Below are 14878 nucleotides of genomic sequence, written 5' to 3' on the forward strand. Positions count from 1 at the left end.
GCGCGTGAGCGCTTGCATTCGATGCCTGCTTCATGGTGACTTAACAACGCATATGAAGCAGGGAGCGATACGCATGGCCGGCAAACAGCCAATTTCCACGGCGCCCAAGGACGGAAGCAAGGTCACGGTTTTCTGGACCGACGAAGATGGCCAGGAAAACGAATCGATCGGCCAGTATCGCTCGCTCGAGCGGCTGAAGGCGACGGGTGGACAGTGGGACGAGACCGACGCCGGTTGGTGGATCTTTACCGATTCCAGCACGCAAAAAAAGGTCTCGCCGCATTCCTGGCAGCCAGCCGGCAAGTCCCGCGATGACGAGGATCAATCCGAGGCCGAGTAAAGCCTAATGCTTCTGGTGTCGTAGCAGACCACGGACAATGTCGTCGGCCGATATCATGCCGAGTATGGTGCCCTTGTCGACGACGCCGACGTCGCCGCTGTTTTTGGCAACAGCCTGCATTATTTCACGTACCGGCGTTTCCGGACGCGCCGTTGCGGCAAAAGGCCGGCTGGCCGGCCGGGTTCGGTCGAGCGGCACCATGATATCTGCCGCCGTCAACACCCCAAGCGGGTTCATGTTGGCGACAAAATCCGCCACATAGTCATCGGCCGGGTTAAGCAGGATGTCCTGCGCCGTGCCGCACTGGATGATGCGGCCGCCCTCCATGATGGCAATGCGATTGCCGATTTTCATTGCCTCATCAAGGTCGTGGCTGACAAAAACGATGGTCTTCTTCAGGCGCGCCTGCAGGCTCAAAAGCTCATCCTGGAGCCTCGTGCGAATCAGCGGGTCGAGCGCCGAGAAGGGTTCATCCATGAGCAGGATAGGCGCGCCGGTGGCGAAGGCACGGGCGAGGCCGACGCGCTGCTGCATGCCACCGGAAAGTTCGCCGACCTTGCGCTTTGCCCAATCCTTGAGGTTCACCAATTCGAGCTGCTGCTGGACGGCCTTGGCGCGCTCTTCCTTGGGAACGCCGGAAAGTTCCAGGCCGAAACCGACATTTTCCTCGACCGTGCGCCAGGGCAGGAGGCCAAATTGCTGGAACACCATTGAAACGAGATGCTTGCGCAGATCCCGCAGCGTACCCTTGTCCGCTTTGCCGACATCGATGGAACGGCCATTGTTGTGAACGACGACGGAACCGCGGGAGATTGGGTTCAGGCGGTTGATCGCCCGCAGGAGCGTGGATTTGCCGGAGCCTGACAGCCCCATGAGCACCACGATCTCACCTTCCTCGATCGTGATCGAGCAATTATGCACGCCGAGCACGTGGCCGGTCTCGGCCTGGATATCCGAACGGCTCTTGCCCTTATCGGCAAGCGCGAGGGAACCGTCCGTCTTCTTGCCGAAGATAATGCAGACATTGTCGAGCGTAATCGCGGTCATTCCCCTGCCTCCTTGCCGGGACGGAAGATGCGGTCAAGCACGATGGCGACGACCACGATGACAAGCCCTGCTTCAAAGCCGAGCGCGGTATTGACCGAGTTGAGCGCGCGGACGACCGGAACGCCCAGTCCATCGGCGCCGACGAGCGCGGCGATAACTACCATGGACAACGAGAGCATGATCGTCTGGGTGAGGCCGGCCAGTATCTGCGGCATGGCATAGGGCAGTTCGATCTTCCACAGGAGTTGGCGCGACGAGGCGCCGAAGGCTTCGCCAGCCTCGATCAGATGCGTCGGCGTCGAAGAGACGCCGAGATGGGTCAGGCGAATCGGCGCCGGGAGAACGAAAATGGCGGTCGCGAGCAGGCCAGGCACCATGCCGATGCCGAAGAAGACGATGGCCGGAATGAGGTAGACGAAGGTCGGCAAGGTCTGCATGAGGTCGAGGATCGGCCGGATCGCCGCATAGAATTTGGGGCGATGGGCGGCGATGATGCCGATCGGCACGCCGATGCCCATGCACAGGATGCAGGATGAAAGGACGAGCGTCAGGGTCTCCATCGTCTCCTGCCAGTAGCCCTGGTTGAGGATGAAGAGGAAGCCAAGCGCGGTGAGGATGGTAACGCCAATGGAGCGGCGCAGCGCATAGGCGATCGCCGAAAAGATCGCGACCATGATGAGAGGATGCGGATATTTCAAGACGAACATGAGCGCGTCGATGAAGCCCTGCATGAGGATCGCGAGACCGTCGAAGAACCAGGCGAAATTGTTCGTCAGCCAATCGACGATTTGCTTGGCCGTCCTGCCAACCGGAATCTTGTCTTGCGTTAACCAGTCCAAGCGGAAGTATCCCTCTGTCGCGAAACGAATGGATGAAAGGAGCCGTCCGGCGGATATGCCGGGCGGCCTAGCTTCTTTTCGTTGTTACAGCCGTTCCCCCGTCGGGATCGCCTGTTAGAGTCCCAGAGCCGACTTGACGGCGGGCAGACCTTCCTTGCCGTCGACGGTGGTAACGCCAGCCAGCCAGGTATCGAGAACGGCGGGATTGGCCTTCAGCCATTCCGATGCAGCCTTGGGTGCATCCTCGCCATCGTCGAGGATTTTGCCCATGATCTGGTTTTCCATCTCAAGATTGAATTTGAGATTGGTCAGCAGCTTGCCAACATTCGGGCATTCGGTCGTATAGCCCGCACGGACGTTGGTGTGGACCACGGCGCCGCCAAAGTCCGGGCCGAACACGTCATCGCCGCCGGAAAGATAGGCGAGCTTGAAGTTCGTATTCATGGGATGCGGTTCCCAGCCAAGGAAGACGATCGGCTTCTTGCCCTTCGTGTCCTTGGCAACCTGCGCCAGCATGCCTTGCTCGGACGATTCCGCGAGCTCGAAATCCTTCAATCCGAACTGGTCCTTGGAGATCATCCCGAGGATGAGGCGATTGCCGTCATTGCCGGGTTCGATGCCGTAGATCTTGCCGCCCAGCTTGTCCTTGAACTTGGCGATGTCCTTGAAATCCTTGAGACCTTCGTCATAGAGATATTGCGGCACGGCGAGGGTATATTTCGCGCCGGTGAGGTTCGGGCCCAGATCCTCGACGGTCTTGTTTTCTAGGTATGGCTTGATGTCGGCAGCCATTGTCGGCATCCAGTTGCCGAGAAAGACGTCCATGTCCTTCTTGCCGAGCGAGGCGTACGTGACAGGAACGGAAAGAACCTTCGTGTCCGTGGAATAACCAAGCGCCTTGAGCACTTCGCTCGTCGCTGCGGTGGTTGCGGTAATGTCGGTCCAGCCGACGTCGGCGAAACGAACGGCCTTGCAGGAATCGGGCTCGGCGGCAAACGCGGTGCCAGCAGACAAAACAAGAGCCAGCGAAACGGTGAGTTTGGATAGTACGTTCATTGGTAGTTCTCCCTCTCCGGGTTTCTCCCGGTTGATACTTGCAAGAACCAAGCACCAAATCGGCGGCCATTCAAGCATAGGCGCGCATAAATCCGGTCAAATCGCGACAGTTGTTAAAAATCCGACAAAAGTTGCGGACAAGCTCGTGTGAGGGGTGCATGCCACCGCTCATTCCGGTTAAAGCAGGTCATGGCAAAACTCTATTTCAGCTATTCGGCAATGAATGCCGGCAAATCGACGCTGCTGCTGCAGGCTTCCTATAATTATCAAGAGCGTGGCATGCGCACGATGCTGTTTACCGCCGCGCACTATGCCGAAAACGGCGTTGGAAAAATAACGTCGCGCCTCGGCGTCAGCGCCGCTGCAGAGCTTTATCGCGAAAACGACAGGCTGTTCGAACGAATTGCCGTCGCGCACAAGGTTAGTGCCATCAGCTGCGTATTTGTCGATGAAGCGCAATTCCTGACGAAGGATCAGGTATGGCAGCTCGCGCGCGTTGCCGACCGGCTCAACATTCCGGTCATGTGTTTCGGGCTTCGCACGGATTTTCAGGGCAAGCTGTTTCCGGGTTCGTCGGAACTTCTCGCCATCGCCGACAGCTTGCGTGAAATCCGCACCATCTGCCATTGCGGCGCCAAGGCGACGATGGTCGTCCGGCGCGATCCGGAGGGTCATGCGCTGACCGAGGGCGATCAGGTGGCGATCGAGAAATCCCTTTATGTTTCGCTGTGCCGCAAGCATTGGGAGGAAGAGACGGGGCGCGTATCGCCGGGCGATTTCAAGGCTCTATAAGTCTTCAATGGCCAGTATCGGCAAGGCAAGGTATGGTCGCACATTGAGCAAGCGCGGCAGGCACAATAACGGAGGACACTCATGAAAATCAGCGCACGCAACCGTCTGAAAGGCAAGGTCGTTGACGTCACCAAGGGTGCGACGACCGCCCATGTCCGCATCGACGTTGGTGGATCGGTCGTCACGGCTTCGATTACCAATGAGGCTGTCGATGAACTCGGCCTCAAGGTCGGCGACAACGCCTATGCAGTGGTCAAGGCCTCCGACGTGATGGTCGCAATCGACTAGAATCCTCTACCGCTTCTGACAATAGGTTGCCGTCGCGGCCGGATCGGTTTCGAAATCGCCGGGCTGCGGCGGTGCAATCGGCTTGAACAGCGTCCTGTCAGGCTTGATATCGAGAAGGGGCGTGCCGTCGAGGCAATCGAGCCCGCGCACCGACAGGATTGACCCGTTTACAGATTCGAGTTTGACGATGGCCGTGCCGATAGGATTCGGCCGGACTGGCGAGCGCAATGAGAATGTGCCGTGAACCACGCCATTATTGCCAGGGCTCTGCAGGACGAGATCGCGGCGCGACCGGTCGAGCCAGTAGAGGACTTCGAGCCGCTCGAACGCTGCAACGCCTTCAAGTCCGGCCGCCCAGGGCTCGAATATTTCGATAGTGCAGAGCGGCCCATCGTGGCGGCCCTGACGGGGACATGTGAGGCGAGAAGTCCACGGCGTTGAGATCCGGCCGATGAAAGCGAGGGCGGCATCAGCCGGCTCGGGCGCCCGGACCGCTACTTCATTGGCGCGAATTTCATTCTCCCGTACCATTTTTCGCTCCTAGGGCTTTTCCTGCAATAATCGGTCAAATTGCGCGTCGCTGAGATCCACTTGATAGAAGGTCTTGTAAAACGCTTTCGCTTCCTTGCGCAGGTCGGTCGGGAATACATCGGGATAGAGCAATTGTTCCAGCCAGATTATGCCGATCAGGCGGTTGACGCCCGGCGGCCCGTCGAACCAGCCGAAGGGCAGTGCCGGCTGGACAAGGACACGGCCGCTTTTCACTGCATTGATGCCGCTCCAGGCAGGGTCGGATCCCGCCATTGCAGCGAATTTCGGGTCCGCTGCAATGATAATGTCGGGATTCCATTTGACGACCTCGTCCGGCGTCACTTTCGCCAATCCGCCTTGCCCCTTTTCGGCCGCAACATTGACGGCGCCGAGGGCGTCGAGCAGCTCGAGATTGATCGAACCGGCGAGCCCAGTCTGCATTCCATCGGCGCCCCGCCCGTAATAGACCCGGGGACGGTGGTCCGCGGGAATCCTGGCGAGACCCTCGTTAAGCTTGTCCAGCGTCATCCTGGCGTATTGCGCAAGTTCCGTGCCGCGTTCCGGTTCTCCGACGACCTTCCCCAACGTCTCGAAAACCTCGGGCGTCTTCGCGAGGCTTCCGTCGAGGAGTATATAGGGCACGCCGGTCTCGTTCTGGATACGCGATGCGAGAGCCGCATATTCCTCGCTGACATCGCCCACATCGATAATCAAATCCGGCTTGGCCTTCGTCACGATGTCGGCGCGGATCGCATTCCCTTTGCCGGTCAGCCGCCCCAGTTCTGGCAATTTCAGTGCATCCGGGAGAAGGAGCTTGCCCTCCGCGGACGAGGGGGCGTGCACCCAGCCTGCAAGCTTTCGCGGCGCCAGCACATATAGGAGAACGGAGGCGGGCGGGCCTGCCGCCATGATGCGTTCGACGCGCGCCGGAAGTTCGACGGTTCGACCCGCTGCGTCGGTGAAGGTTTCTGCCCGTGCCGCAAACGCGAAGCTCAGGAAAAGCAATGCCAAAAACGCTATCCGTTGCATGCGCCGATCCTCCATTCACCGAGCAATATGTTTCAAGAAATATAACACTGGCTATATGATGCCCACCGATATATTCAGAAAAATATCTCGAACGCCTGAACTGGAGGGTTAAATGGGCATTCAACGTCGGCAATGGTTGAAATTGGCAGCGGCCGCATGTGCGGCGGCGTGGCTTGGCATAGCAGGGCCGGTTGCAACGGCACAGGCGCAGGAGAAGGTCACGGTTTTTGCTGCGGCAAGCCTCAAGAACGCCCTTGACGATATCGCCGCCGCCTGGACGAAAGAGTCCGGCAAGGAAACGGCGATATCCTATGCGGCTAGCTCGGCGCTCGCCAAGCAGATCGAATCCGGCGCGCCGGCCGATATCTTCGTTTCGGCCGATCTCGACTGGATGGATTATGTCGCCAAGAAGAACCTGATCAAGGCGGATACGCGCAAGAACCTTCTGGGCAACCGCATCGTCCTCGTCGCTGGCAAGGACAAGGCGGAACCCGTTGAAATCAAGAAAGGCTTTGATCTTGCAAAGCTTCTTGGCGATGGCCGCCTTGCAATGGGGGCGGTCGATTCCGTCCCGGCCGGCAAATACGGCAAGGAGGCGCTTGAGTCGCTTGGCGTGTGGTCGTCGGTTGAAAAGAAGGTTGCCGGCGCGGAAAGCGTGCGTGCCGCGCTCCTGCTCGTATCGCGCGGCGAGGCGCCTTACGGCATCGTCTACCAGACCGATGCAGCCGCCGACAAGGAAGTGAAGATTGTCGGCACGTTCCCTGAGGACAGCCACAAGCCGATCATCTACCCGATCGCGCTTCTCGCCGAAAGCAAGAACCCGGATGCTGCGTCGCTGCTCGACTACATCAAATCGGACAAGGCAACGCCATTCTTTGAAAAGCAAGGATTTACCGTGTTGAAATAACATCCGCGGACTATCCGGACCTTGCGTTCGGATAGTCCTGCAATTTGAACGGGCGAGGGGCATGCATTGGACTGGTTTGCATTAAGCAATGAAGAGTGGACTGCGGTCCACCTTACGCTGCGGATTGCTTCAGTTGCGATGCTTGCCAGCCTCATTCCCGGCATCTTCGTCGGCATCCTGCTCGCCCGCGGAAAATTCTGGGGCAAATCCATCCTCAACGGCCTCGTCCATCTGCCGCTCATCCTACCACCGGTCGTTACCGGATTCATTCTCCTGATACTTTTCGGCAGGCGCGGCCCAATCGGCGCATTCCTGGCCGAATACCTTGGCATCGTCCTTTCCTTCCGCTGGACTGGCGCCGCGCTTGCCTGCGGCGTAATGGGGTTTCCCTTGATGGTGCGCAGCATCCGCCTGTCAGTCGAGGCGGTCGACCGCCGCCTCGAGGATGCCGCGGCCACGCTCGGCGCAAGCCCGGCCTGGGTGTTCCTCACCGTAACGCTGCCGCTGATCCTGCCGGGAATTATTGCCGGCATGATCCTTTCCTTTGCCAAGGCGATGGGCGAGTTCGGCGCGACGATAACCTTCGTTTCAAATATCCCCGGCGAAACGCAGACGCTCTCGGCAGCGATCTATACGTTCACCCAGGTGCCGGGGGGCGACGCCGCCGCATTCCGGCTGACGATGATCTCCGTCGTCATATCGATGGCCGCGCTGATGGCATCGGAATTCATGGCATATCTCGTCGGACGTCGGGTGGAATTCGAATGAGGCTGCAGTTTGAGGCGAAGCAACGGCTTGGCGCCTTCGATCTCGACGTGGCGTTCGTTTCGGAAAGCGGCGTCACTGCCCTGTTTGGACGTTCGGGGTCAGGCAAGACTTCGGTGATCCGGATCATTGCGGGCTTGGCGCGTCCCGCGGAGGGCAGGATCGTTTTCGATGGCGATGTTCTGCTCGATACGCAGCGCGGCATCTTCGTGGCGAAGCACAAGCGCCGCTTCGCGACGGTGTTCCAGGAAGGGAGGCTGTTTCCGCACCTATCGGTGCTGCAAAACCTCAACTACGGACGCTGGTTCACGCCGAAGCAGGATCGGGCGGACAATCTTGCGAAGATTGTCGACCTCCTTGGCATCGGCGGACTTCTCGACCGTCGGCCCGGAAAGCTCTCGGGCGGCGAAAAGCAGCGCGTTGCCATCGGCAGGGGGCTTTTGTCGTCGCCGCGCCTGCTCTTGATGGATGAGCCGCTCGCGGCGCTGGACGACACCCGCAAAGCCGAGATCCTGCCCTATCTCGAGGCGCTGCGTGACGAGATGAATATCCCGATCATCTATGTCAGCCATTCGGTCGCGGAGGTCGCGCGCCTTGCCGACAGGGTGATCCTGCTGAGCGAGGGCAAGGTCGCCATGGCGGGCGCCGCGACAGACGTTCTCAACGCAACCTCCGTCTCGGTAGCGGCCTCAAAGCGCGAAGCCGGCGCGGTTGTCGAGGGCAAGGTCGTGACGTACGACGCTGTTCACCGGCTTGCCACCATCGGGTTCAACTCTTCCCGCCTCTATGTTTCGGGCACGGAGATTGCCGAAGGCCGATCGGTCCGCGTTCATATCCTCGCCAAGGATGTCATGCTGTCGACCATGCGGCCGGAGCATCTGAGTGCGCTGAACATCATCGAGGGAACCGTCGAGGCGATCAGTCTCGACGCAGCCGGCTCCGCTGACATCCGCATCGAATGCGACGGTGCGCCGATCCTCGCGCGCATCACGCAGCTATCCTGCGAGAGATTGGGTTTGAAGCTGGGGCTTCCCGTCTTCGCCATCATCAAGACAGTGGCGCTGGAGCCCTACTGATCGTCGGGCGACGTCGTCGTCCTGCTGCGGTTGGCGTCCAGCCAATCGATGTCCTCGGCAATTGCCGCAGCGATTTTCGCCTCCATGGCGTGGAAATGCTTGAGGAGTTCTTCACCGAAGGCGGTGACGACCGCGCCCCCACCTTGCTTGCCGCCTCGCTGCGAATCGACAACCGGGGCCGCGAACATTTTGTTCATTTCACTGACCAGCAGCCAGGCCCGCCTGTAGGACATATCCATCGACCGGCCAGCAGCCGAGATCGAACCGGTGGCGGCAATGCGCTCGAGCAGTTGCATCTTCCCGCGACCGAGCCGGTCCTTATTCGGAAAGTCGATGCGGAACACCGTTTTCAGCGTCGTTTTGGAAGTCGAACCCATGTGATTGCTACCGCGCCCATGCCGCTATGCCCGCCGTTCTATAGCAAGGCGCATGGCCAGAACACCAGTGTGATAGATTACTTGTGCGTCGTCGTACATTGGTAGGGTTTTATTCACAGTGTGGCGTGTCTATATTCGCTGCTCGAGGCGGAAATTATTATTGGGAAACAAAGGAAATATTCTAATGGCGAGTTTGCAGAATTTCGATGCTGAAATCGAAAAGACGCGGTCCATGGTCAATGACATGCGGACCAAGATCGACCAGTCGAGCGTCGTTCTCGACAAGTTCGCCAAGGCAGATGAAAAGATCGGCGCATCAGACTTCGATATCGAAAATGCCCGCATTGATGACGTGCTGCGGCAGCAGAAGGTGATGGAAGGCAATATCGCTGAACTCATCATCGGTCTTGAGGATGCCACCAACGTCTTCGGCTCCGAATTCGAGAGCATGAAGGGCTATTCCGGCTGGGAAAAATTCATAGGCGTGTTTTCGAAACAGAAGATGCAGCGCATGCGTTCCGACCGCGTCCGCAACATGTCGCTTGCTGGCAACCTGCAGGAGCTTCTTGCCAAGTCCGATCGCATCGTGGGTATCCTGAAGGAGCAAAAGGGCGTGCTCGACCAGCGCTACAAGACGTCGGAGACAAGCCTCGCCTCGGTCATCGAACGGCGCAAGACGACGATCGCCAATCTCGAAGCCACGCAGAAGCGAATCGAGGAACTGAACCCGCAACTGCTCGACATCGAAAACCGCATCGCCGCGTCAACGGATCAGGGCGCACGGGCCGCGCTCGAAGGCGAGCGCTCAAAGCTTGCGACCGAGTACAATGAGCGTCAGGCGAAGGAGCAGGAACTGCTCGCCGAAAGCCAGACACTGGAGCGCTATACCTCAATGTTCCAGACCTTCGTCGATTCCCTCAACAATCAGATCGCCGCGCAAAGCACACTGATCAACAAGTTGTCGATCGATACCGAACAGCGCATCGTCCTTTACAAGGCGCTCGAGGATTCGTTGAAGACGGCGGCGCAGCAGGACGTTGCGCACAAGATCAATACGCTCGGCAGCAAGGTCGACACGGCGGCCGAAGAGACGATGGCCGGTGTGGGCGCCGCTGCACAAAAGCACATTGGCGACCTTCTCGAAATGCATGAGAAGAACATGGTGAGTTCGCAGGATATACAGCGACGCAAGAAGCTCGCCGACGATGCATTCTCGCGCCGGTTCTCCGAAGTACTCAAGAAGCACAACACCGCCGACTACGTGAAGAGCTAGTCTATGGACGACAAAGCGGACATCGGGGCGGCCGAGCGCTATTTTGGCGCCATTCGCTCTGCGCTGGACGGGCTCGGCATATTCTTGAACCAGCAGGATTCCCCGCTCTACAAGCATGACCTGGTGGCCCAGACCGTCGCGCAATACCTGCAGCGGCTGAGCGCCTCGTTCGACTGCTGGCGCAACCGGCTCGGCTTTGCCGAACGGTTCCGCATTTCGCGCGCCGATAGCGGATTTCCGGTGTTTCAGAACGTTCTTGAACTTGAGAACGACAAGAAGGATGCCAAGGCAAGGCTTGCGGCAATCCCACCGGCCGAGGCGCTGCGGGGTGAAATGGCCGATTTCATTCTACGCAGCCGCGACTTTCCCCATGACCTGCAGCGTTCGATGGCGGAGCGCGTTTATCTTGAGACCGTCGAAAAGGGCGAAGTTTTCTCACCCTTCCTTTTGCCGGAAACCATCCGTGTTTCCGTCAATCCGAAGACGATGCGCCCGTTCTACGTCGTGCATTGGGGCGCCTTCGACGGTGCTTCAAACCTGCCGCTCGTCTATATGGCTGTGATCGAGGATTCCTCGGAGGATATGGTCGAGGCGCTGGTCGGAAAGGACGGCAAGCTCAATCCTGCTGTGAAAATTCCGCTTCCGGTCGGTGGCCTGCTTAATCCGGTCCTGGCGCGCCGCTTCGATGATTTCGCGGCCAGGAATTCGGCCTATTCGCTTTCGCCGGTGACGATCGCGACCAGCCTCGATCAGGACTTTCCTGAGCTTCATCCCAAGCAGTTGCGCCGTTTCGTGCTCGGCCCGTTTTATACGGCCGGTATTACCGAGCACAATCAGAAGGTTGCCGACGTGCTGGGCAGCGTGCGCCGCCCGGAAGACGCGTGGCTTCTCACCTGGACATTGCAGGAGGTATTTTCGGTCGCCGAGAAGCCGGGCAAACGCGGGCTCTGGTCGTCGGAGCCTGCGCGCGAGGAATTCCACATCAATACCGACGATCTGGAAGCCACGCGCCAGGGCGTCAGCCATTATGAACAGCATGCGCTGGTGCCGCACGAAGCATATCAGGCGCTTTATGCGTCCGGCGAAGCATCGCGCATCTTCACGGGGTTCCAGACGCATATCCTGTCCAACGGCCAGGTGATAAGCGGCATCTAGATGCCCGGATTTTGCCGGCAGGCGACGCCGCATTTGAGGAGACGGCCATGGATATCGGTCTGACGACCATCAGCGAACAGGACATTGCCCGGCATCTGGCGGTAGCGCAGGCGATGGTGACGCGTTTTGTCTCTCTTGAGACTGGCGAGGGCAAAGCCGGCACCGAGATCGCCGGAACCGGCCGACGTTTCGTTCCTACCATTTCGACTGGCGGTCTGCGGAAGACGCGCGAAGTCGAATTGGCAAAGTCGATCCAGTCCGTTCGACCCGACGACCCGATGCTGTCGATCGCGCAGCATACATTGCTGTTTCGCGCCCGCCGGGGTGTCGCCGTCGCGCTTGCGGTTGCCGATATTTTCGGGCGTCAGAGCGACCTTGAGAGCCTTGGTGCCCGCAATGCGTCAGCACCGCTGCAGGGCGAGGATGCGAGCCGCTTCAAGCGACTTTTGTCAGCTGCGGCTTACGTAGCGGCATTTACACTGTCTGCTTACCTTGCGCAGTTTGTCGAATCCGATGCGGAACCCGTCAGCGATATTGCTGAACCCGATTTCAATTTCGATACGGCGCAGGATGCGCTGAAATCGGTAATTGCCGGGCTCGACAGGACGATCTCCGGCGCCAGCGATGAACAGGCCATGCTCTCGCGAGCCAAGGCGTTCGCGGCGCAGTCGATCGAAAGGCTGCTGCGTCGCAAGGCACGCTTCGATGGCCTGGGCAATTTCGAAGACACACATTTGCGGCTGGACAGCGATGATTTCACGCTGGATGGTTTCGACGTTGCGCCATCGAAGAAGCGCACGCCGCTGACGATGACTTTCAAGAAACCCGATGAAGTCGTCGGTAATCACATCGCCAAGTTCCAGGCGCTGAAACTGTCAAAAATGCTGATGGCCTATGATTTCGACCGGCAGCTCAATCCCTTTGTCGAGCTTGGCGGATTTCTCTTCACTTTTATCGGCGACGGCGCGCCCGGCACGGGCAAGACGACGCTCATCCAGATGATCGCCGGACTCGTCAATGATTACTGCCAGGTCGCGGGCTATCCCTTCCATTATGAGAATTTCGGCGTCGACCAGATCTCGTCCTATCAGGGCAAGTCGGGGCAGAACTGCAAGCAGTTCGTCACCAACGTGCTCAACCCGCGCGTCATCGGCTTCGGGACGATCGATGATATCGACCAGGTGGCGGCAAAGCCCTCCGATGATCGGGCCTCGTCCGGCCAGCACGAAATCACCGGTGTTTTGATGGAGGCATTTTCCGGCGCCTCGACCGTTGTGCGGGGCAATTGCGCGTTCGGTATGTTTTCCAACTACCCCGAGAATGTCGACGATGCGCTGCGCCAGCGGGCAGGTGCCCGGTGGCTGGTGGACGGCCCACAATCCCGCGACGACTATATCGACATTTTTGCGCTGCTCGCCGGCAAGAATCATAAGATTCCGCTCGGCGACCACAAGCTCTTCGAGGCACAACAGATCGAACGCGCTGTCGAGACCGCCTATGATCAACTTTCGGAGCCCCAGGAGGACGGGCTTCGCACCGTCTATGACCGCTTCATTGCCGAAAACGGCGCGCCGGAGACGCTCGCCGATATCGGCACCTACCTCCATATGATCAAGGAGCGCGAACCACGTTTTACCGGCCGCGCCATCAAGAATGTCACCGATGCCATCAAGATGCGGGCGATGGATGTCGAGCTACCCGACGAATGGTTCGAGAAGCCCGAGACCTTCATGCATAAGGGTTATGACGAGAAGAAAGCGATGATCGAGGAACTGCGCAAGCCGTTCACGATGGAAATGGTGCTGCAGGAAACCAACCGCTATGCGGATTCCGAGTTCCGCTACGCCGATAAGTCCGATGATGCTGCCGTGGAAAAAATGGTCCGCGACGCGAGGCTGCGCGAGCGAGCGGTGCGCGAAGTCGAGACCTTGAAGGCGAAAGGACAGTGGGATGTTTAGTCTCGTGTCGCTTTCAGGCAAGGCCGATCTTCCCACTTTTGGGGAAGATGCGCGGCAGCGCAGAGGGGTGTGATCGGTGGATCTGCTCTACGAAAACGAACTGATCTATGGCCGCCTGCTCAACGTCGACCAGCCGCATCTGATCGAACGCTACAATCGCGCGCTCGCAGCCTTTGGCTTTGCCGCAACGCAACTCAGTGCCTTCAATATCGACCGCACCGGGTTCTCGCCGGAAATTGCCGCTGAACTGAAGGATCCGTCCTATCTCGATCCGAACGGCGTCAATCGCCGCTTCATCATCCTTACGCCGGCGCAGGCCGACCTTCCTGTGGTTCACACCCAGTTCTCCAACACATCGCAGTTGATGTATGAGTTCTTTTCGAACAATGCCCGCGCCATCAATGCGCTGACGATCAAGGACGTCATCTACGGGGAGATCGAAGACTCGGTGTCGGTGGTCAACGATATCGAGGATTTGCTTTCGATCAATCAGGTGGAATTCCGGGTGCTTTCGGCCGAAAATGTCATGGGCCAGGCAGCGGAACTGCGGCTGCTCGTCGACCGGCTGCAGAACGAACCGGACGCATGGCGCGACGATGCCATGATCACGCGCATGGTAGCGCTTGCCAAGGTCACCGGCGACATACGCGAGAACTCGCTCGTGCCCGACAAGGTGATCTTCCGCCACCGTGCCTATTGGACCAGCCATTTCGGCGGCACATATATCTTCGTCGATGACAACACCACGACCGTCATCGGCGATCCATCAGCCCCCGGCTTTCGTCGCTCGCGCCCTTGGCAAGTGAACTATATCTCGATCCGGGATGCCGAAGCGGTTTTCCAGTTTCTCGCAACGACCTCACGGCTTGAATTACCGCGCGCATCCTGGATCGAACAGTCCGGATACCTCGAAAATCGCGGTGAGATGGTCATTCGCCATCTCATCCAGACACTGGAACCCGACCGCGACTTGCGCAACATCGACCATATCTGGCTGCAGACCTGGATCCACGCCAATGCTGCATCGATCAATCATGACGGCACCTGGCCGTTCCTCAATGCCGCCAAGCGCGAGATCAGCCAGACCGGCCAGCTCAACATGGCGGAGATCGAGCCCAAGCGACGATTCCTCGTCGTGCGGGCCGCACCGCGCCACGCCGACGCCTGGCTCGTCAATCAGTTGATCAGCGATTTCGTCCCCTTCGATTTCCTCGCCCGCTATGTCTTCAACAAGCCCGGGTTCTATGCCGACTACCAAACGTGGAACCCGGCCTATCAGGAGCACGTCGTCGACATACTCAAGGCGAAGTATCTCAAGGACAAGGAAGGGTTGCGAAAGAAGATGTACGGGTTGTCGTAGTTTTGTACATGAGACGATTACCCGTCTCATGGCAGCGGTGTTAATTCGCAACGCAACATTGTCCGCACCTTCAAAACCGCCTATG

At 58.9% G+C, this 14878-nt stretch carries 16 protein-coding genes; 10 read left to right on the forward strand and 6 right to left on the reverse strand.

Translation table 11 applies throughout. The annotated features are described in order from the left end of the window. Positions 1-73: 73 nt before the first annotated feature. Positions 74-340 carry a hypothetical protein gene (locus tag AC1DNI_RS12740; protein ID WP_477692100.1) on the forward strand — a complete coding sequence of 89 codons (267 nt, stop codon included), beginning with the start codon at positions 74-76 and terminating at the stop codon, positions 338-340. Positions 341-343: 3 nt separating this feature from the next. Here the strand turns inward: AC1DNI_RS12740 and choV are convergent, their stop codons facing one another. From choV to AC1DNI_RS12755, 3 genes are all read right to left on the reverse strand, one after another. Next, complete coding sequence (gene choV / locus AC1DNI_RS12745) at positions 344-1387, reverse strand: choline ABC transporter ATP-binding protein (protein ID WP_091944185.1); 1044 nt, start codon at positions 1385-1387, stop codon at positions 344-346. Continuing rightward, complete coding sequence (gene choW / locus AC1DNI_RS12750; protein ID WP_027233483.1) at positions 1384-2226, reverse strand: choline ABC transporter permease subunit; 843 nt, start codon at positions 2224-2226, stop codon at positions 1384-1386. The genes choV and choW overlap by 4 nt, the downstream gene beginning before the upstream one ends. Before the next feature lie 114 nt (positions 2227-2340). Further along, the gene (locus AC1DNI_RS12755) at positions 2341-3282 is read right to left on the reverse strand and encodes a choline ABC transporter substrate-binding protein (protein ID WP_027233482.1); all 942 of its coding nucleotides are present in this window, start codon (positions 3280-3282) and stop codon (positions 2341-2343) included. A gap of 189 nt (positions 3283-3471) precedes the next feature. On the opposite strand from AC1DNI_RS12755, the gene AC1DNI_RS12760 reads away from it, so the two are divergent. Together AC1DNI_RS12760 and AC1DNI_RS12765 are read left to right on the forward strand one after the other, a co-directional pair. After that, entirely contained in the window at positions 3472-4074 is a 603-nt protein-coding gene (locus AC1DNI_RS12760; RefSeq protein WP_153668408.1) for a thymidine kinase, read from the forward strand. An 81-nt stretch (positions 4075-4155) separates the two neighbouring features. Further along, positions 4156-4362, forward strand: a complete 207-nt coding sequence (locus AC1DNI_RS12765) for a TOBE domain-containing protein (RefSeq protein ID WP_477692101.1) — start codon at positions 4156-4158, stop codon at positions 4360-4362. A 6-nt stretch (positions 4363-4368) separates the two neighbouring features. Here the strand turns inward: AC1DNI_RS12765 and tsaA are convergent, their stop codons facing one another. Together tsaA and AC1DNI_RS12775 are read right to left on the reverse strand one after the other, a co-directional pair. Further along, on the reverse strand, positions 4369-4893 hold the full coding sequence (tsaA, locus tag AC1DNI_RS12770) for a tRNA (N6-threonylcarbamoyladenosine(37)-N6)-methyltransferase TrmO (protein WP_477692102.1): 525 nt from the start codon (positions 4891-4893) through the stop codon (positions 4369-4371). A gap of 9 nt (positions 4894-4902) precedes the next feature. Then, positions 4903-5922 (reverse strand): iron ABC transporter substrate-binding protein, encoded by a 1020-nt coding sequence (locus AC1DNI_RS12775; RefSeq protein WP_477692103.1) that lies wholly within the window; start codon positions 5920-5922, stop codon positions 4903-4905. 112 nt (positions 5923-6034) lie between these two features. Between AC1DNI_RS12775 and modA the strand changes: the two genes are divergently transcribed. The 3 genes from modA to modC all read left to right on the forward strand — a co-directional run bounded on the left by modA (position 6035) and on the right by modC (position 8670). Next, a complete protein-coding gene (gene modA, locus AC1DNI_RS12780) occupies positions 6035-6829 on the forward strand; it encodes a molybdate ABC transporter substrate-binding protein (RefSeq protein ID WP_477692104.1) in 795 nt (264 codons plus the stop codon). Between the two features lie 66 nt (positions 6830-6895). Then, the gene (gene modB / locus AC1DNI_RS12785) at positions 6896-7597 is read left to right on the forward strand and encodes a molybdate ABC transporter permease subunit (RefSeq protein ID WP_091923883.1); all 702 of its coding nucleotides are present in this window, start codon (positions 6896-6898) and stop codon (positions 7595-7597) included. Beyond that, positions 7594-8670: a molybdenum ABC transporter ATP-binding protein gene (gene modC, locus AC1DNI_RS12790; RefSeq protein WP_477692105.1), complete on the forward strand. Its 1077-nt coding sequence runs from the start codon at positions 7594-7596 to the stop codon at positions 8668-8670. Before modB ends, modC begins: the two co-directional genes overlap by 4 nt. Here the strand turns inward: modC and AC1DNI_RS12795 are convergent. Next, the gene (locus AC1DNI_RS12795) at positions 8664-9047 is read right to left on the reverse strand and encodes a winged helix-turn-helix domain-containing protein (RefSeq protein ID WP_153668413.1); all 384 of its coding nucleotides are present in this window, start codon (positions 9045-9047) and stop codon (positions 8664-8666) included. The genes modC and AC1DNI_RS12795 overlap by 7 nt on opposite strands. A gap of 184 nt (positions 9048-9231) precedes the next feature. Here AC1DNI_RS12795 and AC1DNI_RS12800 point away from each other — a divergent pair, with 184 nt between their 5' ends. The 4 genes from AC1DNI_RS12800 (at position 9232) to AC1DNI_RS12815 (ending at position 14793) form a co-directional block, all read left to right on the forward strand. Then, positions 9232-10320: a coiled-coil domain-containing protein gene (locus tag AC1DNI_RS12800; protein WP_027233473.1), complete on the forward strand. Its 1089-nt coding sequence runs from the start codon at positions 9232-9234 to the stop codon at positions 10318-10320. 3 nt (positions 10321-10323) lie between these two features. Further along, the gene (locus AC1DNI_RS12805; protein WP_477692106.1) at positions 10324-11475 is read left to right on the forward strand and encodes a hypothetical protein; all 1152 of its coding nucleotides are present in this window, start codon (positions 10324-10326) and stop codon (positions 11473-11475) included. 47 nt (positions 11476-11522) lie between these two features. Continuing rightward, positions 11523-13433, forward strand: a complete 1911-nt coding sequence (locus AC1DNI_RS12810; RefSeq protein ID WP_477692107.1) for an AAA family ATPase — start codon at positions 11523-11525, stop codon at positions 13431-13433. Positions 13434-13509: 76 nt separating this feature from the next. Further along, on the forward strand, positions 13510-14793 hold the full coding sequence (locus AC1DNI_RS12815; protein ID WP_477692108.1) for a DUF6638 family protein: 1284 nt from the start codon (positions 13510-13512) through the stop codon (positions 14791-14793). Positions 14794-14878 lie beyond the last annotated feature (85 nt).

This window comes from Phyllobacterium sp. 01N428 (assembly GCF_056399405.1).